Raw genomic sequence first — 23,790 nt, 5'->3', positions numbered from 1 at the left:
TACGAATAGTACTATACACTTTCATATGGTATCTAAAATAAAAGACCGTCTTATGACGATCTTTAAACATTGAATTTATATACCCTTACGGCCGTGATATAAACACCATGGTTCTTCTGCCATGTAATCGCCCTCGTGATAATACGCAGCTCTTGCACGACATCCGCCGCAGGCTCGCTTATACTCACAAGCACCACAACCGCCCTTGTACTCAAGTGTTCTTAGGTTCTGCAATACTTCATTATTACGCCAAATCTCATCAAAAGGAGTCTCACGAACATCCCCTAGTGGAAGGTTGAGATAAGCACATGGCTGAACCTGCCCCTTAGGGCTGATAATACAGTACGATGTTCCAGCTAAACAGCCGCGGCCAAATCGCATATTCATACCCATTTGCTTAGCAATTCGCATAAACTGCGGCGCACAGGTTGGCTTTAACTCAATTTCAACTTGCTGCTGCTTTTTCATAATTCTAGTCAGTGTCTCTTCATAAGCCTCTGCTCTTAGAGATTCGGCCTCTATCGAAACTGCGCGACCAGTAGGAACTAAAAAGAAGAAATGATGTGCTACTGCTCCCTCTTTTACTGCAAAATCAGTAATGCTCTCGATTTCATGCGCATTCCAGTCCATTACTGTTGTATGAATTTGAAATGGCAATCCGACTGCACGGCAGTTGCGCATACCCTGGACTGCCCCTTCCCAGGCACCGGGAAAGCGGCGAAATTCATTATGCTTCTGGGGATCTAGAGAGTCAAGGGAAATGCCCATACCCATCGCTCCCGCGTCCTTTAGTCTTTTAGCCATATCTAAAGTAATTAAGGTACCATTAGTTCCGAATACGGGACGGAGCCCTAATGAAGTTGCATGCTCGACTAATTCCACAATGTCAGGACGAGTCAGCGGCTCACCGCCGCTAAAAATCATAATCTTAAAGCCAGCTCTAGCGATCTGCTCCAAAAGAGTTTTAGCCTCAGCTGTATTCAGCTCCTCGTCAGCTTTACAGCCAGCATCTCTATAACAGTGATCGCAGTACATATTACAGGCATTAGTCGTATTCCAGGAAATAATCATCCGTTTGCCTCCTTCTAACTGTGAAGTTTACTTACTGACACTTACTTTACTATACCTATTTCTTCGTCAGTCAGATAGCATGCCGGATCTGATTCCCAAAAGTCACCGGTCCTAGCCTCTGCCCGTGTTCGGAAGTTACCATTACAATTACTAAGATATTTACAGATTGCACATCTGCCTTTTAATAAAGATTTGCGATCTTTGAGACCAGCAAGAATAGGATGAGTACTATCTGTCCATATATCGCCGAATTTCCGTTCCCGAACATTGCCAAAAGTATGATGCTGAGTAAATTGATCAGGATGAACATAACCGTTAGGATCAACTTCGGCAAAAGCAATTCCTGAACGATTTCCGCCATTCATTGAAATTAAACTCTTGATTCTATCAGCAAGCTCTTGGTTGTTTTCTTGAAGAGCTTTTAAGTACATATATACTCCATCGCAATGATTATCGACTGTTAAGATTTCTTTAGCTAGACCGCGCTCTTCGAAATCTCTCGCCCGCCTAATTATAGTATCCATTGCTTGACGTGATTCAGCTGGTGTTACATCTTCATCCATCATTTGATTGCCTCGGCCAGAGTATACTAAGTGATAAAAACAAACACGATCAATATTTTCGGCCTCAATGAAATCAAATATATTATCAAGTTCCTGAATGTTGTGTCTGTTAATAGTAAACCTTAAGCCAACTCGCTGACCGACAGCTACGCAGTTCTGTATTCCCTGCATCGCCGCTTGGAAAGCGCCTTCTTTACCACGGAATTTATCATTTACATCCCGTAAGCCATCTAATGAAATACCGACATAACCAACACCGATTTCTTTAATTTTACGAGCAACTTCAGGAGTAATAAGAGTTCCGTTAGTTGACAACGTTGGACGAATCCCCTTAGCGGCAGCGTGGGTTGCTAATTCAAAAAAGTCCTCTCTGATTAATGGCTCTCCACCCGAAAACAACAGCACTGGAACTTTGAATTCGGCTAAATCGTCAATGAATTTTTTAGCCTCGTCAGTAGTTAGTTCGCCGTGGTATTTCTGAGCATCAGAATCCATATAACAGTGACGGCATTTTAGATTGCAAGTTTTAGTCGAGTTCCATACAACTACTGGACCCGCCCCGCTTGTTACACCATGGCGAGCGCCTGTTGAATTCTTGTTATAACGCAGACTATCACCGAAGTACTCTGTTGTAAATAGCAATTTAGTAACACTTATCATTTTTTACCCCACCTACAAATATTTGACAACTATATCTTTTGTACTAAGCATAAGTGTACCCATGTCTTCGCTGTAGACAGAAACCCGACTCATGCCGATTATTTAAAACACGGTAATACGGAATGCGACTCATAAGTGAACCACATTCACTATTAATTGTATCTTATCATGCAACTATCTTATAGGTCAATCAAGCACAGAAAATCTCCTGAGTTAAAAATACTTCCAGCATTTTAACACTCATGAGTATTCTGGCTTCTTATTAACAGCCCATCAAGCGTTAATTTTAATTTGTATTGAATGTTTTGCATAAAACTTAATTCTAAACTGCTGAAGGACGCTGTTTGAAAAATCGAGTGAAACATTTCAGTTATTACTTCGGCAGGTATGTCGTTTCTAAATTCCCCTCGTTGCTGCCCGCTTTTAATAATGTTATTAAAGATACTCCTGAAAGTTATGCCATCTGTAGGATGCGAGAAAACTTTCGCCGTTGATCCGCTGCGATGAGCAGCGCTTAGGAATAAAGGCAACACAAAGCGGTTTTCATCTAAAATCCTACCAGTGAATAGAAACATCTCGGTTAATATCTCCGAAGAAGATTTCGGTTCATCTAGTAAACTCAAACAATGTTTATTAGCTTTCGAGATAATTTCGGTAAGGAAGTGCTTTAAGATTTCTTCTTTGGATTCAAAGTAATTATAGAAAGTTCCAATACCCAAATCGGCTTCGTTCATTATTTCGGCTATAGCAGTATCCTTATACCCCTTTGTAATAAATAATTTAACGGCAGCGTCAATAATAGCCTTTTTCGAATTAAGCTTTTTTCTTTCGCGTCGGTTAATTGAAACCACTTGTTTTCCCCCTAAATACAAAAACTGAAGGCTTACGCCTGGCTTCAGCTACTGAGTAAATATAAAAACATCCTACTCTTTCATTTGTCAATACGATATCCCACCGCTTTAATTATACTTAATACATTTAATAATACAATGTTAAAAACCCCTGTAAAATTATTTCAAAGGATTTACAGGAGTTTTGGCAGGATTAAGACTTCATAATTTTTTGAAGATCACCAACTAATTGCAGCACTGCTGTCTCATTAGTTGCCCATGAAGTTACCAGACGAATTGCTGATTTATCGTCATCTACTTTTTCCCATATGTAAAAATCATATTTTTCTTGAAGTCTTGCAATTACGTAATTCGGCAATATTGGAAAAACCTGATTTGATGGAGAATCTATTAAAAATTTGCAGCCTAAACGGTCAATTTCACGTCGTAATATGTCAGCCATATTGTTAGCATGATTTGCTAATTCAAAATACAGATCATCGCGGAAAAGCTCCAAAAACTGTATACCAAGCAGCTTCCCTTTAGCCAGCAATGCGCCTTTTTGTTTCATATGAAACCTAAATTCGGTTTTCAACGTGTCGCAGCAAATTATCATAGCCTCACCTAGGAGAGCTCCATTCTTAGTCCCGCCAATATAAAATGCATCTACTAGATTAGGAAGATCCGATAATGCAAGATCATTATCTTTGGCACATAAAGCTGAACCTAGCCTTGCGCCATCAACATATAGAATAAGACGATTATCCTTACAGCAGTAACTAAGTTGTTTAAGCTCGTCTTTAGTATAGATTGAGCCAAGCTCAGTCGGATTTGATATATAAACCAACTTCGGCTTGACCATATGTTCATCAGTGTGAGCCTCAACAGCCGCTTTAATATGCTCGCTTGTAAGTTTACCATCACTAACTTCAATCGAAATTATTTTGTGTCCAGTGGCTTCAATAGCCCCTGTCTCATGAACTAGAACGTGACCTGTATTAGCCGCTATAACGGCTTCATGCGGCCGTAAAAAAGCCGATAGGGCAGTCAAGTTGGCTTGCGTACCGCCCGAAAAGAAATGTATATCAACATCGCTGTGACCAAGTTTTTGTCTTAAAAGATCAGCCGCCTTCAGTGTGTAAATGTCTTTACCATACCCTTCAACCTGTGCGAAGTTCGACTCTACTAAGGCGTTTAATATTCGCGGGTGTGCCCCTTCACTATAATCATTCTTAAAGCTATACATTAAAAATCCCCTTTTAGTTATTACTTAAATTTTAACAGCTTGCAACCTCCATCATGAAGCCAAACCGCTCCCTAACAAAATCTATAAACAAATCGCAGATGGTAGGATCAAACTGTGACCCTGAACATCTTCTAATTTCTTCAATGCACTCCTCGAGTGTTATGGGCTCACGGTAACATCGGTTAGTCGTCATTGCGTCGAAAGAGTCACATACTGCCAGCATCCTACTAAGCAGTGGGATGTCTTTGCCTAAAATTCCCTCTGGGTATCCTTTTCCATCATATCTTTCATGATGATAACGCATAATTGGTACGATAGCCTCAGCACCCGCTATACCAGTCAGCATACATGCTCCATATTCGGCATGCTTTTTCATAGTTTTGAATTCTTCATCAGTGAGCTTTCCTGGTTTATTGAGAATAGTACCAGGTATTTTTAGCTTACCGATATCGTGAATTAATCCAACAATAAAAGCGAGGTTGATTTCCTCAGTTGACATACACATCTGGCTTGCTAATCCGGCCATTAATTCAGCTACATGCTCAGCATGCATAGAGGTATAGGGATCACAATAGTAAACCTGACGACAAAAATCCTCTATAGCTTCCATATTAACTTTATCTATAATTGATAGTTTACACTCCACCTTATTAAAATAAATTAACATAGTTAATTCTCAGTTGATGTACTTTATTTCTGCAAACTGTTAAACCTTTCCTGCCCTTGTCGAAATATTATAAATCTGGTAAAAAACTGAAACTATTTAAAGTCAATGAATACTATTTCATATATCGAAATAACGAAATTACTGTTATATGAAAACAATGACAGTCAGTCGAAGAAATAAGGCATTCATCTCAAAATTTAACATTCTTACTTTTCAATAAAGGAGCAGCTAATCAAAAATGATTAACTGCTCCTTTATTTATACAGCATTTGATACCATTTCTTGCTTTACTGACTTTTCACTAGGTAGTGCCGCTTTATTAGGATCACTAATGAAAAGAGCCGGAATAACTGCACTTGCGCATATTATCGCTGTTATAAAGAATACATCTCCAAAAGCAGCGATCGAAGCTTGCTTGCTTACCATCCCATTTAAAGTACTGATAGCTAAACCCTTTGCCTCGGCGATTGTGAAACCCTTCTGAATAAATCCACCTTGAAGCATGGCTAGAGTTGAATTTACCGCTTCGGCGCTGTTGTTAAGGTATGTTTTGTAAGCTGCAGCATGAAATACCTGCCGCGTATCTAAGAGTGTTCCCATTATTGCAACGCCAACACTACCGCCAATATTCTTAAACAGGTTAAATACCCCGGAACCAACACCAAGCTTATCTTTAGGCAATGATCCCATAACTCCATTGGACAGAGGAGACATTGTCAGCGCTAGACCAATACCCATAATAATCAAACCCATCGCAATATAAGAGTACGGAGTAAGATCATTAAGCAAACGGAAAGTATATAGTGACCAAGCCATTATCGCCATCCCAAGCGATGCGGGTATTTTAGAGCCATATTTAGTGGCTAGCTTACCGCCAATAGGAGCTAGCAAGACCATCGAAAGGGTTAACGGCAGCATTGAAACACCAGCTTTAATTGCACTAAATCCCTGGATGTTACGAAGATAGAACGGAAGAAGAAATAATCCCCCAAACATCGCCATATAGGATAAGAATCCAACAATATTTGAAATAGTAAAAGTAGGATTTTTAAATAATGTTAAATCGACCATAGGTTTTTCGATTATACTTTCAATAACTAAGAAGGCAAGCATCGACAATGCCGCAGTAATTATCAAGCTGACAATATACAGTGAACTCCATCCTTCATCCGCGCCTTGGTTTAGAACCAGCAGCACACAACTCAGACTCAAAACCAGCAGTACTCCCCCGGCGTAGTCGATTTTCCCATCAACGCCTTCGGCTTTTGATTCCTGCAGTATTCTAGCTCCTAAAAGCAGAGCGGCGGCGGCTATCGGTAAAATAGAGTAAAAAATCAATCTCCATTCTAAATGCTCAACAATCATTCCGCCAATAGTGGGCCCTAAAGCACTGCCCGCGGCAGCCAATGCACCCCAGAGCCCTAAGGCTTGTCCTCTTTCTTGCGGCGGAAAAGCTTCCGAGACTAAGGCCATTGAGTTTGGAAACAGTAAACCAGCTCCTATTCCCTGAACAATTCGAAAGAATATAAGTATCGTGCTATTCCAAGCCATGCCAGCCAACAAAGTGGCCACCGTAAAAATAGCCAAACCAATCAAGTACATTCTTTTACGGCCAAATTGATCACCCAGCTTACCTGTAATGGGAAGTATCGAACCATATGGCAGCATATATGCCAATGAAACCCAAATAACCGAATCCATAGTAAATCCAAAAACCTGCATTATATTTGGTAGGGCAATATTTATTGAACTACTGACGTATGAGGTAAGGATTGTTCCCAAAGTGACAATCACTAATACGGTATATTTGTTTGTTTCTATTTGTTTTATCATCTTTGATACCTCGTATTATGATCGTACATTAATATTAATTACAGCCGACATGCCTGGTTTTAATTCAGTATCTCCGGTTTCACTAACTGTAATTTTTACCGGAAGCTTTTGAGTCACTTTGGTATAGTTTCCGGAAGTATTTTCAGTAGGAAGCAATGAAAATTGCGATCCGGTAGCAGCGCCTACTTCACGTACTTCACCTTTTAGTTTTTTATTCGGAAATGCGTCAATAGTAAATTCGACAGATTGCCCTACGTGAACTTTGCCAATATAGGTTTCATCAATATTAGCTGCAACCCAAACATCACTACTGTCTACGACATTAAAGATTGTCTGACCCATAGTGACACTTTCGCCAACGTTTACTGAACGTAATGCTACAGTACCTGAAATTGGGGAAATAATTGTAGCATTATCAAGCTGAAGCTGGGCATTTTTGAGCAGTGCCGCGGCCTGTGCGACCTGAGCTTCGGCTGCCTGGATGTCTTCAGGTCTGGAGCCCTCAGCAACTAAACTAGCCGATTGACTTGCCGCTGTATACTGTGCTTGGGCAACTGCCAATGCGGATTGCGCGGCATCAAGCTGTTGAGCAGATACTGCCCCTTGAGTATATAGTGCCTCGGTTCTCTCATATACCTTATGAGCATTTTCAAGATTTGCAGCAGCTGAATCAGCTGACGCTGCAGCCTGAACGACTTGCTGGGGCCTGTTGCCAGCTTTTACTCCAGCTAATTTCGCCTGAGCAGCCGCTAGATTTGCTTTAGCCTGAGCTACTTGAACCTCAAGCTCCTTGCTTTCCAACTTTGCAATCACTTGCCCTGCTTGAACCTGATCACCTTCTCTAACATGAAGTTCTTCGACACGTGCGGACACACGAGAACTTACACTGACAATTGTACCTTTTACTCTCGCATCATCTGTTGAAACAGCACCTGCGAACTTAAACCACCACCAAATTCCTCCGGTTATTAAAACAATAGCGATAATGGCGGTAGCAGCAAGGAATTTTTTGTTTTCTTTAATGCGATCTATATTCATTATGCTTCCTCCACCCTATTTATTGGCTATTACAAAAGGTCTTTTCGTAATATCTCGAGTCTTTGTTCCGCTTGTTCTAGCCTTTTTTCAAATTTTTCTCTTAGAATTGGGATATATGCAACGCCTTCGTCAGTTATCTTATAGATACGCTTTCCTTTAGTATCAGGATTTTCCCAGCTTCCGTTTATATAGCCCAGTTCTTCCATAATCCTAAGCAGTGGATATAATGCATTAGAATTAGGTGAGATAGTTCCTTCGGTACGTCTTTTAATTTCGCTTGCGAGTTTATTTCCATGGGCTGGTTCCTTTTCTAATATCACCAACACATATAATCCCGTTATAATCTTAACCCAAGTCTGATAATTGTCCGTTTTTTTTGTCATATATACAGCCTCCCCTATAGCAAAATAAAAGTTGTTATTTTTAATAATATTAATTATAACACTAAACTCAATTATTACAATATTAAATAAATATAAAACATTCGCTCGATATTTTATATATTCTGATATAACCAAAATATGGATTGAATACTATAAAGTAATACCTAATTGCTTTAATACTAGCGAAATCTATTTACCATTTATTAATAATTAAAAGGGGGTTATTATTTTGGCAACCGTCCAGACAAAGTATATAGGCGGCTTACGAACTCAATCAACTCACTTTCAATCCGGTAGCACCTTAGTGACCGATGCGCCAACTGATAATCATGGCCGAGGAGAAGCCTTCTCACCAACCGATCTTGTTGCTACCAGCCTAGGAGCATGCATCCTAACCATTATGGGTATTGCCGCTCAAACACATGGTTTTACCATAGACGGAGCAATAGTCTCAACCACAAAAGTTATGGGCACAGATCCAAGGCGCATTACGGAATTAATAATAGAAATCACTCTTCCTCATGATAGTTACAGTGCTAAGGAAAGGAAAATAATCGAGCTAACTGCAAAAGAATGCCCAGTTTATAACAGTCTCCACCCCGATATAAAAAAGATCGTCTCCTTTAAGTATATTAATACCCCGGAAGAAGCTAATTAGTTTAAATAGACCAACGCGACAGCATTCCATCAAGGCATGCGCTGTCGTGTTGGTCTATTTAAAGTTCCACAAGAGATACGTAATTATTTTTGCAATGTTCATTGTTATATTAACCTTAACTCCGTAATATAATTTAAAAACTAAAACAAGCTGTCCTTAAAGAGTGAAGGTGAATTGTATGCTTGATATTCAACTGAAGATTTTCAAAACTGTCGCTGAGAAGGGAAGTTTTTCACTTGCCGCCCAAGAACTTCATATGACCCAGTCCTCGGTAAGTCAACAAATTCATAACCTAGAAAACTATTATGGTGTAAAGCTATTTGACAGAATGCACCGAAAAATTTTGCTGACACAGGCTGGAGCTGCTCTTTATCCCTACGCCATGCAACTGGAACGGCTCTGTTACGATGCGCGGAAAACCGTTCAAGGATTAATGAATGACATAAGCGGCAGGCTGCATATAGGGGCCAGTCTTACAATCGGTGAATATCTCATGCCAGAAATATTAGTAGAATTTAATAAAAGATTTCCGCAGGTAGATATCGCAATGGATATTTATAATACTGAAGTAGTAATTGCTAAAGTTCTAGCCGGAAGCATAAATCTGGGCTTTGTTGAAGGCCCTTATTTTCGTCACGAAGCAATCGTTGACCAGCCATGCGGCGGTGATCAATTAGTAATCGTTGTACCAAAAGACTTCCAACTATCACAGGATGATATTCCATTATCCAGATTATTAAGCGAAAAGTGGGTAATGCGGGAAGCAAACTCCGGCACTAGGCGCATATTTGAACAGTTCATTGTAGAAAAAGGCTATGAACCGACTCAACTTAATGTTGTCATGGAATTAGGCAGTACACAAGCTATCAAAGAAGCAGTAAAGGCCGGTGTAGGTATAGCTGCTATCTCCTGCCTTACTGTACGAAGTGAGGTAAAATGGAATGACGTCAAACTCATACAGTTAAACGAGGGTATCATCGAGCGTAACTATACTATGCTATATCTCCGTGATAAATTTAAAACGTGCGCGGTAGAAAAGTTTGGATCATTTGTCTTAGATTGTGCACAGATAAACACCAAGTAAAACAACGGAATATTATATGTATCGTGAAAACTGATGCTATGCATCAGTTTTCTTAATGTACAAAGGAGTCATAAAACCAGTTAGTCCACAATAAAGATAAAGTAAACAAGATGTGGAGGGTGAGAGATGTTTGTAGTTACTGTTGATGAGAGCACTTGTATTGGCTGTGGTGAATGCGCAAAAGCTTGTCCAGCCCAAATCCTCGAAATGCAAGAAAACCTGGCAAAAGTAGTTGGTGATGATTGCATGGGTTGTCAAAGTTGTACACTTGTATGCCCTGTAGAAGCAATTAAAGTTGAAGAATATTAAAAAAATCACGGAGGTGATCAATATGGAAACAAAAACACCGCTTCTTGATGAATTAGAACAAGGTATGTGGCCTAGTTTTGTTACCGAAATAAAAAAAGCGGCAGAAAAAAACCAAGGTGCAGCTGACCTGCTAAGGCAGCTAGAGTCTTCTTATGAAGAAAAAATTGGTCATTGGAAACATGGCGGCATTGTCGGGGTAAAAGGTTATGGCGGCGGCGTAGTCGGCCGATATTCCGATGCTCCGGAAAGATTCCCAAACATCAAAGAGTTTCATACTATCCGTGTCAATCAACCTGCTGGCTTCTTTTATACTACAGAAAAACTGCGACAGTTAACTGATGTTTGGGATAAGTATGGCAGCGGACTCTATAACATGCATGGCTCAACTGGCGACATTATATTATTAGGCACAACTACAGAAAACCTCCAGCCCTGTGTTGACGAGCTGGCTGATTGCGGCTACGACTTAGGAGGTTCTGGCGGTGCATTGCGTACACTTAGCTGTTGCGTCGGTCAGGCCCGCTGTGAAAAGGCTTGTATCGACAGCATGGATATCATTCGCGAGCTAACTCAGCATTACCAAGATGCCATCCACCGCCCAGCTTGGCCTTATAAATTCAAAATTAAAGTTTCGGCATGTCCAAACGACTGCGCGGCAGCATCGGCCCGTTCTGATTTGGCCGTAATTGGCGTATGGCGGGATAGCATAAAAATTGATGGTGATGCAGTTCGTGAATATGTCGATAGAGGCTTCAATATTATCAATAGACTGATTACCAAGTGCCCCTCTGAAGCTCTTAACTGGAACACAGAAACTAAAGAGCTAACAGTGAGACCTGAAGATTGCTCACACTGTATGAATTGTGTCAATCAAATGCCTAAGGCTATTAGCATCGGATCAGAGCGCGGTGCTACTCTGTTAATCGGTGGAAAAGCTCCAGTTGTAAAGGGTGCAATGATCGGCTGGGTACTTGTTCCGTTCATTAAAATGGAAGCGCCTTATACAGAACTAAAAGATATAGTCGATAAAATCACTGACTGGTGGGCTGACAACGGCAAAAACCGCGAACGCGTCGGTGAACTAATCGAAAGAATGGGCTTGAGCCAGTTCCTTGCAGCCGTAGGTCTAAAACCATTACCGCAAATGGTCAGCGCTCCACGCAGCAATCCTTATATTTTCTGGAAGGAAGAGGAGGTAAACAAAAATGGCTAGAACAGATTTTGGGCCTCCCGATTTTAGGGAGCTAATTCCGCCGATTATTAAAGAGAACTACGGTCAATGGAAATATCACACTGTCCCTCGCCCAGGCGTTTTAAAGCATGTCAGCTACAGCGGCGAAGTGCTCCATACCGTACGCGTAGCTTCGCCAAGATTGGTTGGCAGTGAGTTTATTCGCAGCATATGCGATTTAGCCGATAAATATTGCGATGGCTTTTTACGGTTCACTACCCGCAACAACGTGGAATTTTTAGTATCTGATGAGACCAAACTGCAACCGCTTATTGACGATTTAGAAGCTGCAGATTATCTAATTGGCGGTGTTGGTCTATCAATTAGCAATATCGTTCACACACAAGGATGGATCCACTGTAAAAGTGCAGTAACAGATGCTTCCGGTATTACTAAAAGTGTCATGGATGAACTTCACGACTATTTCACTGGCAAAATTAAAGTACCAGCACGGCTGAGAATTGCTGTAGCTTGCTGTGTTAATATGTGCGGTGCATGCCACTGCTCAGATATAGCCATTGTCGGTATCCATCGTACTATACCGCGCATTAACGATGACATGGCCAGCAAGATTTGTGAAATTCCTACAACAGTTGCTTCTTGTCCAACTGGCGCAATTCGCCCAAATCCAAAAGAAAAAAGTGTTGTAATCAACCCTGAAAAATGTATGATGTGCGGAAACTGTACTTCTGTGTGTCCGGCAATAAAAATTATGGACCCAGAAAACGACGGTGTTTCAATATGGGTTGGCGGCAAACTTTCCAACGCGCGCACGGCTCCAAAATTAGCTCGCCTTGCAATTCCATTTATCCCTAATAATCCACCTCGATGGCCGGAAGTAAGCAGTGCTGTGAAGCATTTGGTTGAAATATGGGCTGCTAACGCCAGAGATAGCGAACGCATGGGTGAATGGATAGAGAGAATAGGTTGGGAAAAATTCTTCCAATTAACCGAATTGCCATTTACCGAAAAACATATCGATGATTTTACTCATGCAAAAACAACTTTCCGTTCGACCACCCAGTTTAAATTCTAACCGCCAGGAGGAATAGATTATGCTCAATTTTATCGGGCAGATACTACCTTACTTGGCTGGAGGTATATTTATTGCTGGTATGGGCTGGAGACTGTGGACCTGGCTTAGAACTCCCGTCCCTTTTAAAATGACCCTATCTCCAGCTCCCGTGGGTACCGCTCAGCGATTTATAAAAATCGGGCAAGAATTACTAATATTTAAAACCTTAAGACAGAGCGATAGAAGGCTATGGTTATGGGCCTGGATGATGCATCTATGTTTGGCAGCCATAATCGGCGGTCATATAACTGGAATATACTTCCTTGGACAACAGTTTACCGCACTGGGCCTAAGCATAAATGAAAGCGTAAAGCTTTCAACCATCCTTGGCAGCCTATCTGGTATTCTCATTTTTGCCTCTCTCGTGGCACTTCTTTATAGACGCACCTCTAATGCCGAAGTTAAACGTTTATCAGATCCAGCCGATTATTTTGATATACTTCTTCTGCTCGCTGTTGTTATAAGCGGCTTGCATATGCGCCTTACATCTTTGGAGGTAGATTTGCCAGCTATTCGGACATATTTAGGTTCACTGATGACATTTAAACCTGTTTCAACTCCTCAAAATTGGATTTTTATCAGCCACTATTTCTTAGTTAATATTCTGTTGGCCTATTTACCGTTTTCCAAAATGCTGCATATGACTGGTTTCTTTGTAAACAAAGCAATGATGACTGCAACGCCGCCAGTATATCCTTCTTCACTAAATGCCTCTAATATCTCTGCATTCAGGAAAGGTGGAGTATCAGAATGAAGCCTCCTATGCATGTCGCAAAAGAAACCGACCTGGCGGCAATCGGATTTGCAGTTAGTCCGTTACAGGAACAGCAGCAAAAAACAGTGGGCAAACTCAACGAACTCGTTAACGCTATGCGTTCACTGTCTGTTATTATGGAAACTTGCACAAAATGCGGAATTTGCGCCAACCAATGTCATAGCTATCTTGGTACAGATGACTTTAATAACATTCCTGCGGCACGAGCTGATTTAGTACGTCGAATTTATAAACGCTATTTAACTTTGAGAGGAAAGTATTTAGGGAGCTACGTTGGAGCCGAAGAGTTTGATGACCAAACATTAACTAAATGGCTCACATATTTTTATCAATGTAACGAATGTCGAAGATGTGCTCGATTCTGTCCATTCGGTATAGATACCGCAGAAGTCACTATTGCCGCCCGCCATATTTTATCCGAGCTTGGCATCATGCCAAAATTCATGCAAGGCATTACTGCCAATATGATCAAGTCCGGCAACAATATGGGTATTCCCAAACCTGCTATTATTGATTGCGCAGAATTTATGGAGGAAGAAATTAAAGAAGAAACTGGATTAGATATAAAAATACCTATTGATAAACCAAATTCGGATGTTCTTTATATACCTTCTTCCGCTGATTTTTTTACTAATATTGATACTATGATAGGTGCTGCAAAGCTGTTTTATAAATTGGGTCTAAATTGGACCATCTCATCATCAATATTAGAAGCAGCAAATTTCGGATTGTTGTTTAATCTGAAGGTAATGTCAGAGCATAACGACCGGATGAAAGAAGCAGCGCTATCACTTGGAGCAAAATTAGTGATCCAAGGTGAGTGCGGTCATGGCTGGCGTGCTGCCAAGATGTATTCGGAAGGAGTTAACGGTCCAATTCCCTTTGAGATAATCCATATTTTAGATTTTTGCGCACTCAATCTTGATAATCTGCAGCTGCGTAAATTGCCGCTTAGAGTTACGCTCCATGATCCTTGCAACTATGCTAGAGCTGGGGAAATTTGCGAGCAGCCGCGCCAAATTTTACGGGCTTGTGTTGATGAGTTTGTTGAGATGACGCCCAACCGAGATGAAAATTTCTGCTGTGGCGGGGGATCAGGAATACTCATGGATGAGATGATGGAAATCCGTATGAAGCTCGGGAAAATGAAAGCCGATCAGGTCAAAGCATTGGGCAAAATCGATTATCTTGCTATGCCATGCTCAATTTGCAAAGCACAAATTCCAAATGTTTTAAGCCATTATGGTATCGATATTGCTAACATGGGTGGCGTAATGGATTTAGTGGGTAAGGCAATAGTGCTAAATGAATAATTATAAAGGAGGTTTGCTATGAGTGTAGTTATTAAAGGTCAGGAAATTGAGCTTGATGAAGACGGTTTTCTAGTCGACCCAGGACTTTGGAATGAAGATATTGTCGAGTATTTCGCTAAAGCGGAAGATGTCGGTGATCTAACGGAGAAGCATTGGAAAGTCATTAATTACCTACGGGACTATTTCAAGAAATTTGGAATTGCTCCTATGATTCGAAAACTGTGTAAAGATACTGGTTTTACTTTAAAGGAGATTTATGAACTATTCCCATCGGGACCAGCAAAGGGAGCTTGTAAATTAGCTGGTTTACCTAAACCAACAGGCTGTGTGTAATAAAGTATAGGGGAGGAATTAGTGTGGCCGGAACTCCGCAATCTAATCTACCCTGGATTAAAAGAGAAGATACTTGGGCTATTATTATTGCCTTAGCTTTAACTACTGTCATTACAATAACTTATTTAAGCGGCGGTTTTGCTTTATTTAAATCAATGGCAGTAAGTATTTCCAGTTGGTCAAATGATTTTAGCAAAGTAACTGCCGGGCTTAACAAAAATCCAGCGGGATTATATCTACTGTTCGGTTTCTTTTTAGTGGCATTTACCCTTGGGGCAAAGGTTATGGGTTATAACGTCAAAAGATTTGTTGCAGCTTTTACTGTGCTGTTTATCTTATCTGTCATTATCACCATCCTTGGCTCAAACAAATTTATGAAAGATTATCAATTAGAAACACCGTTACTAGCTTTGATGATTGGTATGATTGGCAGTAATTTGTTTAAGCTGCCAAACTGGTTCCAAGAAGGTCTACGGACTGAATTTTACGTAAAAACAGGCATCGTGCTTATGGGGGCAACCCTCCCATTTACTATAATTATGAAAGCGGGCCCATTGGCAATGCTGCAAGCAACCATCGTTGCCTTTGTAACCTTCTTCTCTATTTACTTCGCGGCTACTAAACTCTTCGGCCTCGATCCTCGTTTCGGAGCAACCCTCGGCGCAGGCGGCTCAATTTGCGGGGTATCTGGTTCAATAGCAGTCGGCGGTGCCTGCCGCGCGGAGAAAGAGCATGTATCTATCGCAATTTCACTTGTTGTTATTTGGGCTGTAATTATGATCGCCATTTTACCTGCAGCTGCAAAACATATCGGCATGGCTCCTGGACCGGCAGGTGCGTGGATAGGCACATCCGAATTTGCTGATGCTGCCGGCTTTGCAGCCGCAGAGCAATATAATGCACTGGCCGATCTTCCTAAAGGAGACGATCGTGCAGTGAAAACATTTACCCTTATGAAGGTCGTCGGACGAGATATGTTTGTTGGCTTATGGGCATTACTTGCTGCTATTCTGTCTGTAACTTTATGGGAAAAGAAAAATCTAGCGCAGTCCGAACGCATCGATTACGGTGAAGTCTGGCGTAGATTCCCTAAGTTTGTCATTGGTTTCTTTGTAGCCTCGATATTCACTACTTTAATAATTGCAAACTTAGACCCTAAACTTGGCTCAGCTTACTCCAAAGATGCTCTAGGAGTTATTAAAAATCTTCGCGGCTGGACATTTACCTGGACCTTCTTGAGCATCGGGTTTACAACAAGGTTCCGTGATTTAGCAGCAGCTGGCTGGAAACCATTCTTGGCGTTTACAATTGGTGTATTAATCAATGTACCGCTTGGCTATTGGTTATCTAACGTCATATTTGTTGATTACTGGCTGTCTGTTAAGTAAGTTTTTAGTAAGAGAGTGAACTTTCTTATTGTACAGTAATAATCGGCCGGATCTATAAGTCCGGCCGATATCCTTACCTCTTACTTTAAAAACAGCTAATAAATGGAGGGTGAAAAAAGCATGGGCTATAATGCTAACCTCTGTACAAAACCTCCCATCGTCACCCATATTACTAGGGTTAGTCTCAAATTAGTTCCGGACCCCGAAACTTACAATTACTTAATTAATAACACACAAGTTTCTTCTGATATCATACAGCAATACCGCCAGATTTCTAACAATTGGCTTAACCGTGTAGCTGCTATGGTGGAGCTTATGGCTCAAAAGGATTTTGATTTTTATATTGAAGAACAAACTGTCTATTGCTATTCTCGACAAGTCGAGGCTCATGAAATAAAACGAATGCTAACCGAAGCGGGATTTAAAGATAGGGAGTACCAAATCGTTCTGGAATACACACGAGGATGGGGTATGTTATAGGTCAGACTATTACTGCGAGGGGGTGTTCGGACATGCTGTACTGGTTTTTAAGTGGTCCCTTTATTTATCTCTCGCTTTTTATATTTATTGTATTTTCCGCAATTAAATTAAGATCATATATAACTATGCCAAGACATCTGCGCTGGGACTTATACCCCGTACCGCATCAAGGAGCGGACGGCTCCAAATACCAAAAGGTGGATTTCCATAAGGCACCTGCAAAATTCTCCCTCTTCTACGAGTGCAAAGAGATGATGGGCGAGATGATTCTTATCAAAAAGGCTTTTGTTCATAACCTTAAGCTATGGCTAGGATCTTTCCCGCTTCATATTGGTTTGTATATTTCCGGTCTGTGGCTGGCATTTTTAGTTGTAGGGGCACTATTAGAGTTATACGGGTTAAAGGTAACTGCACAAACCGATAATCTCTTACCTTCACTGGTTTATTACGCTACTTTATTTACCGGGCCAATCGGATTTAGTCTCGGATTTTTAGGAAGCTTTATTCTTCTTGGGTTACGATATAGTGACAATCACTTGCGTTCGATGTCTGACTTCGTTACCTATGTCAATCTATATCTTATGATTTCGCTGTTTGGTTCTGCAACTTTAGCATGGTGGTTTGTTGATCCCACATTCGAACTTATCAGACATCATGCAATATCGCTTATCACGCTTAATCCTTCTATAGTGCCTCATCCATTGCTGGCTGTACAACTATTTACTTTCTGCCTATTTATTATCTATCTCCCTTTCAGTCGCATGTTTCATGTCTCTGCTAAATACTTTTTTTATCACAAGATAATGTGGGATGACGAAGCTATGAAGGCCAACAGTAAGTTAGAAAATAGCGTCAGTAATTATTTGAACTATCCTGTAGATTGGTCAGCTAGCCATGTAGCTAAAGGAAAGTCCTGGCTGGAGCAAGTAAAGAACGGTAAAGATGGAGGTCAGGATAAGCATGGATAAAGTAAAAATTCGTGATTTTGGCTCAGATGCACCTGTACTTTCCCCCGTAAACTCTGATGATTTTCGACCATTGTCAGGAACAGAAACATTCAATTTTAAAGAACCCAAGCCAGAAATTAAAACAAAGTACGATTTCTCTCTCGATGGTTTTTCGGCACTTTCTTTACCTATTCCCAAAAACAAACAAGAGGAAGATGCTATTGTTGCGTCTTTCCTTAAGGGCCTGGAAAAACTCTTCGACAAAAACAATAACTGGGGCTTTTTGCAGATGACAGTGCTCAATACAGAGTACTGCATGCAATGCAATACATGCAATGATGCCTGCCCTATATATATTGAGAGCGGAAAAAAAGATATATACCGTCCTAATTTCCGTTCAGAAGTACTTCGACGAATTTGCCGTCGTTACTTTACCCCTGCCGGAAAACTATTGGGCAAATGGGCCGGAGCTGACTTAGAGCTAAACTGGCGTGTTGTTTATCATTTGGCAGAACTCTCCTACCGCTGCACTATTTGCCGCCGCTGTGCCTCCGTATGTCCTTTAGGTGTGGATAACGCTTTGCTTACTCGAGAAATCCGAAAACTATTTAGCCAAGAAATGGGCATAGCACCCGACAATGTACACAAGTCTGGTACTATACAACATTTAAAAAGCGGCTCATCAACAGGTATGACACCAGCTGCATTTATCGATAACATCGAATTTATCGAAGATATTATCGAAGAGAAGGCTGGTCGCCGTATCAAAATTCCTATCGATAAAAAGAATGCTGACATTCTGCTAATCCATAATGCTGGAGAATACATGGCATGGCCTGAAAACCCAGCCGCCTTCGCAATATTATTTGATGCTGCGGGTTTAAACTGGACCCTATCAAGCGAACAGATGGGCTACGAAGGAGTTAACTACGGTGTTTGGTACGATGACATACAGTTTTCTCGAATAGCACTTGCTCAGATTCAAGCAGCAAAAAAGCTGGGAGTAAAAAAAATAGTTGTCGGTGAATGTGGCCATGCCACCAAAGCTTTAGTTACTATTGCTGATCGTTTGTGCGTTGATGATCTGGCGATTCCTCGCGAGTCATGTCTCCCGCTGTTGGAAAGCATTGTACTCAGCGGCAATATAAAATTTAATCCGAAACGAAATAATTTCCCGGTGACTATGCATGACCCTTGTAATATAGTGCGTTTAATGGGAATCATTTCACCTCAGAGAAATATTTTGAAGCGCATCCTGCCAGACGGACAGTATCGTGAAATGCCTAATGCCGGAACTAATAATTATTGCTGCGGCGGCGGCAGCGGCTTTGCCATAATGAATTCCCACAATTTCCCCGATTGGCGAAACAATTTGTCCTGCCGAATGAAAGCACGTCAAGTACTCGATGCCTTTTCAGATTGTCTTGACCCTTCAATTCCAAAGTATTATTGTGCACCATGCTCAAATTGCAAAGGTTCGGCCCGTGATGCACTTATAGAGCATTTCGGATTTAAGGATAAGTATAATATTACATATGGGGGACTCGTTGAATTGATGGTTAATGCCATGGAAGATATTCCGCAGCCTTTCATCAGCTGGGAAGATGAGTTTTAAAAACATATAAGAGTAAAAATGGCCTCCACTAATATCAAAACAAGTGTGGTGGCCATTTAATATTACGAGAACAATTTAGGAAGCTAGTTTTCATCCACTACCTCCCCGCTTTAGAGTTTTTGTATCTTCAAAAAGCCAACAATTGAATCAATAGTCCCACCAAGACGCAACTGTCAGTCTATAGCATTAGATTATTTTACTTGTTAGACTTAGATTACATAAACTGTTAGGGGGCGTACAAAAAATGCTAAATGCAAAAAAAGCACTTTCCGCACTAATTCTATCCTCGATGCTTACAATGCACTCATTACCAGTCTTTGCTGAAACTTCTCCTGAAACCACGCAAACACCCACAACAAGTGTTACTGAAGTTACTACTACCACTACAATAGATACTACTGCCTCCACAACACCCGCGCCTTCACCTGTTGCAACAACAGCACAAGATCACAATCTAGCTGACGCAATCAACAAAACATATGGACTATCCATCACCGCAAAGACGTAGCTACTAGTCGTTCAACTGGATTAGGTTACGGAGAAATATCAAAAGCATATGGCCTTGCTGCTGGTAATGGCAACGGTGGAGGCCGTAAATAAACTTATATTTGCTAGAGAAGAACGATTAAAAACGAGGATACTATTATCCTCGTTTAATTTTTTAGTTAGAATGTTTTATGCTAACATTATGTTCTTATCTTGAATAATCTATATTAGGTAGCTTTAACAAAAGGAGCTTTAATATTATGGATGGCTATCTAGTAACTTCCATGCTAGTTGTCTTTTATGTACTTATTGTTTCGGTCTTTTGTTATAAAATATCCGACAAAGACGATAGCAAAGATTGATTAAAGCCCAACTTATCAGTTGGGCTTTAAGTCTCTACTTTATTAACTCACTAGTAACGCTAATTGCACCGCAGAAGAATATAACCGCTAAAGTAATCTGACGGAAAAGTACTGGGCTAACTTTCTCGAAAGCCTTTTCTCCCAACCAAACGCCTAATAATACTCCGGGAATTGTATATACCCCTTGTTGTATCACGTCGGTATCAATAGTTCCCATAAAATACATAACGATAAGGGTCGCTATATTTCCAAGGCAAAAGTATCGAACAAGATTTGCCCGGAATGCCTCTTTATCCTGCTGTTGGTTCATAAGAAATAATACAACAGGCGGTCCACTCAAACTAGTTGATCCCCCCATAAAACCACTTACAATACCAACTATATATGTCGCTAGTTTTTCGCGCTTAACGGTAAAGACACGATTTGATGCCATAACAAATGCGACAATTAGAATAAGTATTCCAATGCATAACTTTAATACTGAACCATCTACTATTTTTAAAATGTAAACGCCCGGGATTATGCCTAATAGGCTTGCCATAAACATTGGCAATATAACCTTAGGGTCTGACTTCCCTCTTGTCTTATAGATAACAAGCAGATTCAGTATTAATGCACCTAAAACCATTAATGTAACAACTGGCTTTGGTTCTAAAAAAAATAGCAACAGCGGTGTACCAACGATAGCAAATCCAAACCCTGTAATTGACTGTACGAAAGACGAAAAGAAAACAATTAGTACTATAATACTTGTCATAATATCCAAAACTTTTACCCCATCTTAGATCAAATTCTTATGTAACTATTATTTAAGCGTGGACATTTCTCAAATGTAACTAATCCTACCTTTTATATTTTACTATTTAGGTATAAAACTCCTGCTTATTTCCTTAGCAGATAAGAAGCCGTATAATATACTCCAAAATTAAAGCATGTAACGTTTTCCTCTTAGTATACATATTATGTTACTAGATACCTCATTAATTACTTTTGGGAGGCGTATATTATATGGGCCAAAAAAAATCTATGTCTTGCATGGATTCCTGTAAGTCTATGTCTTGTATGGATTCTTGTAAGTCTATGGATACCTGCAAGTCCATGTCTTGTATGGATTCTTGTAAGTCCATGGATACCTGCAAGTCTATGTCTTGTATGGATTCTTGTAAGTCTATGGATACCTGCAAGTCTATGTCTTGTATGGATTCTTGTAAATCAATGGATACCTGCAAGTCTATGTCTTGTATGGATTCTTGTAAATCAATGGATACCTGCAAGTCCATGTCTTGTATGGACACTGGAAAAACAAAATGTATGAGTTGTATGAAATCAATGAGCTGCATGAACTGCATGGCTAGATAATCTCCTACTTTATGTGCAAATAAGCCCGCAGCCGATCATGATTTTGATCGCGCAAGCGGGCTTATTTGTTTTAAAACTTATGGTAGCGATATTTTTGCTAAAGCCGATTGATCTATTTGTACTTCTGAATATCGATCCTTCAATATTTTATATATCGTTTCATTATAGTTATATGAGCAGACTTCTCGATAATCACATTTTTCACACTCCCAGCAGGGAAGATAACCAAATCCAGCAAGAGACCGCTTTGCACCACCGAACTCTTTTAACACCCCTTGAACTATTTGTTCAGGATAGAATCTGTTTAAAAGACTAATCATTTGACCCTCACCTATTTCATCGGCACGAGCACCGAAATAATCCCGAACGCATTTGTAAAAACTCAATAAGCCTTGATCAAATATTTCAGGCTGAATACGACCTGACCAATCTAAAAACCTATCAAATGAATAATAGGCGTTGGCAAAGTCACCTTTCCAGTAGTAGAGGGCACCCAAAAACAAATCAATATACATATAGTACCAAGGAAGAGGTTTCTTTATTGTTAGGTTTAGTATATTAGCAATAGAGCTTCCTCGATGATAGTTGATTTTGTCAAAAAACGTGATAATTTCATCAATTTCTTCAGCCGCTATTTCCGGAAAGTTTCTGATATACCGCTTAATTTTGTTGTATTGTGCATATTCGTCTACAGGTTTTATATCAAAAAATTGTTCGATTTCACTTATGCCAGGGACTATTATATGAAAGCTCGGGAAACCCAAAAATGAATTATCCCTGATAAATATTTGATGGCCCTTCGCTTTAATCAGTTCAAGTAGATACTTTAGAAGTTGTTTATTGTCCTGTTTTTCAACATCATCAAATTCTGCGAATTCATAACTATTTCTTGAAGAAAAAAATTCCGCTGGATAATAGCCCGATCCATTAACCAGAATACCTAGTGCATTTTCATGTTCTTCATCTATAGGCGACTTATATGCAAACTCCTTAACTCCCATCATATCTCTAACATCCTGCCCCTGTAGAAGTTCTGTCAGAGTCCTTTCTGCCGCAATAGAAAATATTGGATGAGACCCAAATTTAACAAAGTAACTCTGATTATCTTTGTTAATAAAAATGACCCCTACAACAGGAAGTCCTTGCCCCAACGAACAATCTTTCATTATCACCTTATAATTTCCACTTCTTTCGAGTTCTTGTATCATTTGATTAATATTAGGATATCGTTTCAAATAATCGAGCGGAATATCCGGAGGGGTTATTTTTTCTAATAGTATACGCATATTCACATAACGTTCCAAGATTTCCGATATCCCCTGAACTAAAGCTTCTTCCGGAGTATTACCAGCACACATTCCGTTAGACATATACATCTTGGATACCATCTTTATTGGGATGTTCGAAATAAGTCCACTACCAATATTAAGGTACGGCAGCGCAGTAAAGTCGGCTGGAACTTTTTCATAGGAAACAAGTTTCCATCTATTAAGCATTTCATTAACGTCTACGTCTTCAGGAGTTTTATTAATTTGAATAGTAGACCACTCTTCACCATTATTAAGGAAATCGTTAATGCTAATGCATTGTTCATCAGGAGCATAGTAAAATCCTCGATACTTGAGTGCATTTTCATCTAAATCATAATTAAGACGAAAGAACGCCTGATTCTGTAGTCTTTCCATAAGTTCTGCATAAGCACTCGCTAACGCATATTCATAAGTGACTCCTTTTCCGTTAGTAGCCAAAGTAGTCTTTTTTATTGTAACAGTAACAGAGTAAAATCCATCAGCAGAATTTCTCCAGCCAGTTTCCACAGCAAGGATATTTAAATCTGTTAAAATATTGCGTATTTTTGTTATTGTTTTTAAAGGCAATTCATCCTTGTATTTACAAGCACTAAAAGTCATACGATTAACACCCCGCCTTTTTTTATGAATCCAATTTAATTTATTCGCGGAAGCCCCAAATTGTGACAATAATGGTATTACATAATTATTGAACGATAAAAAAGAGGCATACATCCATTTAAAATGGCACATGCCTCTTCGTACTTATATTACCGCTACCTTAAGTTGAATAGC

At 40.1% G+C, this 23,790-nt stretch carries 23 protein-coding genes; 13 read left to right on the top strand and 10 right to left on the bottom strand.

Annotated features, from left to right (window positions below; all coding sequences use genetic code 11):
* Nucleotides 1–75: 75 nt before the first annotated feature.
* The 8 genes from nirJ2 to V6C17_RS13850 form a co-directional block, all read right to left on the bottom strand.
* The gene (nirJ2, locus tag V6C17_RS13885) at nucleotides 76–1,071 is read right to left on the bottom strand and encodes a putative heme d1 biosynthesis radical SAM protein NirJ2 (RefSeq protein ID WP_333523164.1); all 996 of its coding nucleotides are present in this window, start codon (nucleotides 1,069–1,071) and stop codon (nucleotides 76–78) included.
* Nucleotides 1,072–1,112: 41 nt separating this feature from the next.
* Nucleotides 1,113–2,294, bottom strand: a complete 1,182-nt coding sequence (nirJ1, locus tag V6C17_RS13880) for a putative heme d1 biosynthesis radical SAM protein NirJ1 (RefSeq protein WP_333523163.1) — start codon at nucleotides 2,292–2,294, stop codon at nucleotides 1,113–1,115.
* A 233-nt stretch (nucleotides 2,295–2,527) separates the two neighbouring features.
* Nucleotides 2,528–3,145 carry a TetR/AcrR family transcriptional regulator gene (locus tag V6C17_RS13875; RefSeq protein WP_333523162.1) on the bottom strand — a complete coding sequence of 206 codons (618 nt, stop codon included), beginning with the start codon at nucleotides 3,143–3,145 and terminating at the stop codon, nucleotides 2,528–2,530.
* Nucleotides 3,146–3,338: 193 nt separating this feature from the next.
* On the bottom strand, nucleotides 3,339–4,370 hold the full coding sequence (locus tag V6C17_RS13870) for a threonine aldolase family protein (protein ID WP_333523161.1): 1,032 nt from the start codon (nucleotides 4,368–4,370) through the stop codon (nucleotides 3,339–3,341).
* A gap of 31 nt (nucleotides 4,371–4,401) precedes the next feature.
* On the bottom strand, nucleotides 4,402–5,037 hold the full coding sequence (locus V6C17_RS13865; RefSeq protein WP_333523160.1) for an HD-GYP domain-containing protein: 636 nt from the start codon (nucleotides 5,035–5,037) through the stop codon (nucleotides 4,402–4,404).
* A 258-nt stretch (nucleotides 5,038–5,295) separates the two neighbouring features.
* The gene (locus V6C17_RS13860) at nucleotides 5,296–6,870 is read right to left on the bottom strand and encodes a DHA2 family efflux MFS transporter permease subunit (RefSeq protein WP_333523159.1); all 1,575 of its coding nucleotides are present in this window, start codon (nucleotides 6,868–6,870) and stop codon (nucleotides 5,296–5,298) included.
* Nucleotides 6,871–6,885: 15 nt separating this feature from the next.
* The gene (locus tag V6C17_RS13855; protein WP_333523158.1) at nucleotides 6,886–7,908 is read right to left on the bottom strand and encodes an HlyD family secretion protein; all 1,023 of its coding nucleotides are present in this window, start codon (nucleotides 7,906–7,908) and stop codon (nucleotides 6,886–6,888) included.
* A 29-nt stretch (nucleotides 7,909–7,937) separates the two neighbouring features.
* On the bottom strand, nucleotides 7,938–8,291 hold the full coding sequence (locus tag V6C17_RS13850) for a PadR family transcriptional regulator (RefSeq protein WP_333523157.1): 354 nt from the start codon (nucleotides 8,289–8,291) through the stop codon (nucleotides 7,938–7,940).
* A 229-nt stretch (nucleotides 8,292–8,520) separates the two neighbouring features.
* Here V6C17_RS13850 and V6C17_RS13845 point away from each other — a divergent pair, with 229 nt between their 5' ends.
* From V6C17_RS13845 to V6C17_RS13785, 13 genes are all read left to right on the top strand, one after another.
* Nucleotides 8,521–8,949, top strand: a complete 429-nt coding sequence (locus V6C17_RS13845; protein WP_333523156.1) for an OsmC family protein — start codon at nucleotides 8,521–8,523, stop codon at nucleotides 8,947–8,949.
* A gap of 178 nt (nucleotides 8,950–9,127) precedes the next feature.
* Nucleotides 9,128–10,033 (top strand): LysR family transcriptional regulator, encoded by a 906-nt coding sequence (locus V6C17_RS13840; protein WP_333523155.1) that lies wholly within the window; start codon nucleotides 9,128–9,130, stop codon nucleotides 10,031–10,033.
* 126 nt (nucleotides 10,034–10,159) lie between these two features.
* Nucleotides 10,160–10,342, top strand: coding sequence for an indolepyruvate ferredoxin oxidoreductase subunit alpha (locus V6C17_RS13835; RefSeq protein ID WP_333523154.1), 183 nt, complete (start codon nucleotides 10,160–10,162; stop codon nucleotides 10,340–10,342).
* 22 nt (nucleotides 10,343–10,364) lie between these two features.
* Nucleotides 10,365–11,555 carry a dissimilatory-type sulfite reductase subunit alpha gene (gene dsrA, locus V6C17_RS13830; RefSeq protein WP_333523153.1) on the top strand — a complete coding sequence of 397 codons (1,191 nt, stop codon included), beginning with the start codon at nucleotides 10,365–10,367 and terminating at the stop codon, nucleotides 11,553–11,555.
* On the top strand, nucleotides 11,548–12,609 hold the full coding sequence (dsrB, locus tag V6C17_RS13825) for a dissimilatory-type sulfite reductase subunit beta (RefSeq protein WP_333523152.1): 1,062 nt from the start codon (nucleotides 11,548–11,550) through the stop codon (nucleotides 12,607–12,609). Before dsrA ends, dsrB begins: the two co-directional genes overlap by 8 nt.
* 19 nt (nucleotides 12,610–12,628) lie before the next feature.
* A complete protein-coding gene (locus V6C17_RS13820) occupies nucleotides 12,629–13,402 on the top strand; it encodes a respiratory nitrate reductase subunit gamma (RefSeq protein WP_333523151.1) in 774 nt (257 codons plus the stop codon).
* On the top strand, nucleotides 13,399–14,736 hold the full coding sequence (gene dsrK / locus V6C17_RS13815) for a sulfate reduction electron transfer complex DsrMKJOP subunit DsrK (protein ID WP_333523150.1): 1,338 nt from the start codon (nucleotides 13,399–13,401) through the stop codon (nucleotides 14,734–14,736). The genes V6C17_RS13820 and dsrK overlap by 4 nt, the downstream gene beginning before the upstream one ends.
* An 18-nt stretch (nucleotides 14,737–14,754) precedes the next feature.
* On the top strand, nucleotides 14,755–15,069 hold the full coding sequence (locus V6C17_RS13810) for a TusE/DsrC/DsvC family sulfur relay protein (RefSeq protein WP_333523149.1): 315 nt from the start codon (nucleotides 14,755–14,757) through the stop codon (nucleotides 15,067–15,069).
* Nucleotides 15,070–15,092: 23 nt separating this feature from the next.
* Nucleotides 15,093–16,457 carry a YeiH family protein gene (locus V6C17_RS13805; RefSeq protein WP_333523148.1) on the top strand — a complete coding sequence of 455 codons (1,365 nt, stop codon included), beginning with the start codon at nucleotides 15,093–15,095 and terminating at the stop codon, nucleotides 16,455–16,457.
* 120 nt (nucleotides 16,458–16,577) lie between these two features.
* A complete protein-coding gene (locus V6C17_RS13800; RefSeq protein WP_333523147.1) occupies nucleotides 16,578–16,937 on the top strand; it encodes a hypothetical protein in 360 nt (119 codons plus the stop codon).
* A 32-nt stretch (nucleotides 16,938–16,969) separates the two neighbouring features.
* Nucleotides 16,970–17,905: a hypothetical protein gene (locus tag V6C17_RS13795; protein ID WP_333523146.1), complete on the top strand. Its 936-nt coding sequence runs from the start codon at nucleotides 16,970–16,972 to the stop codon at nucleotides 17,903–17,905.
* Nucleotides 17,898–19,499 (top strand): (Fe-S)-binding protein, encoded by a 1,602-nt coding sequence (locus tag V6C17_RS13790; RefSeq protein ID WP_333523145.1) that lies wholly within the window; start codon nucleotides 17,898–17,900, stop codon nucleotides 19,497–19,499. The genes V6C17_RS13795 and V6C17_RS13790 overlap by 8 nt, the downstream gene beginning before the upstream one ends.
* Before the next feature lie 244 nt (nucleotides 19,500–19,743).
* The gene (locus V6C17_RS13785) at nucleotides 19,744–20,007 is read left to right on the top strand and encodes a hypothetical protein (RefSeq protein ID WP_333523144.1); all 264 of its coding nucleotides are present in this window, start codon (nucleotides 19,744–19,746) and stop codon (nucleotides 20,005–20,007) included.
* Between the two features lie 374 nt (nucleotides 20,008–20,381).
* Here the strand turns inward: V6C17_RS13785 and V6C17_RS13780 are convergent, their stop codons facing one another.
* The gene (locus tag V6C17_RS13780) at nucleotides 20,382–21,104 is read right to left on the bottom strand and encodes a sulfite exporter TauE/SafE family protein (protein WP_333523210.1); all 723 of its coding nucleotides are present in this window, start codon (nucleotides 21,102–21,104) and stop codon (nucleotides 20,382–20,384) included.
* Nucleotides 21,105–21,783: 679 nt separating this feature from the next.
* Nucleotides 21,784–23,616 carry a YcaO-like family protein gene (locus tag V6C17_RS13775; protein ID WP_333523143.1) on the bottom strand — a complete coding sequence of 611 codons (1,833 nt, stop codon included), beginning with the start codon at nucleotides 23,614–23,616 and terminating at the stop codon, nucleotides 21,784–21,786.
* Between the last annotated feature and the right edge of the window lie 174 nt (nucleotides 23,617–23,790).

This window comes from Dendrosporobacter sp. 1207_IL3150 (assembly GCF_036763085.1).
Classification (GTDB): domain Bacteria; phylum Bacillota; class Negativicutes; order DSM-1736; family Dendrosporobacteraceae; genus JBAIYU01.
This window is presented reverse-complemented; position numbering and strand designations above follow the sequence as displayed.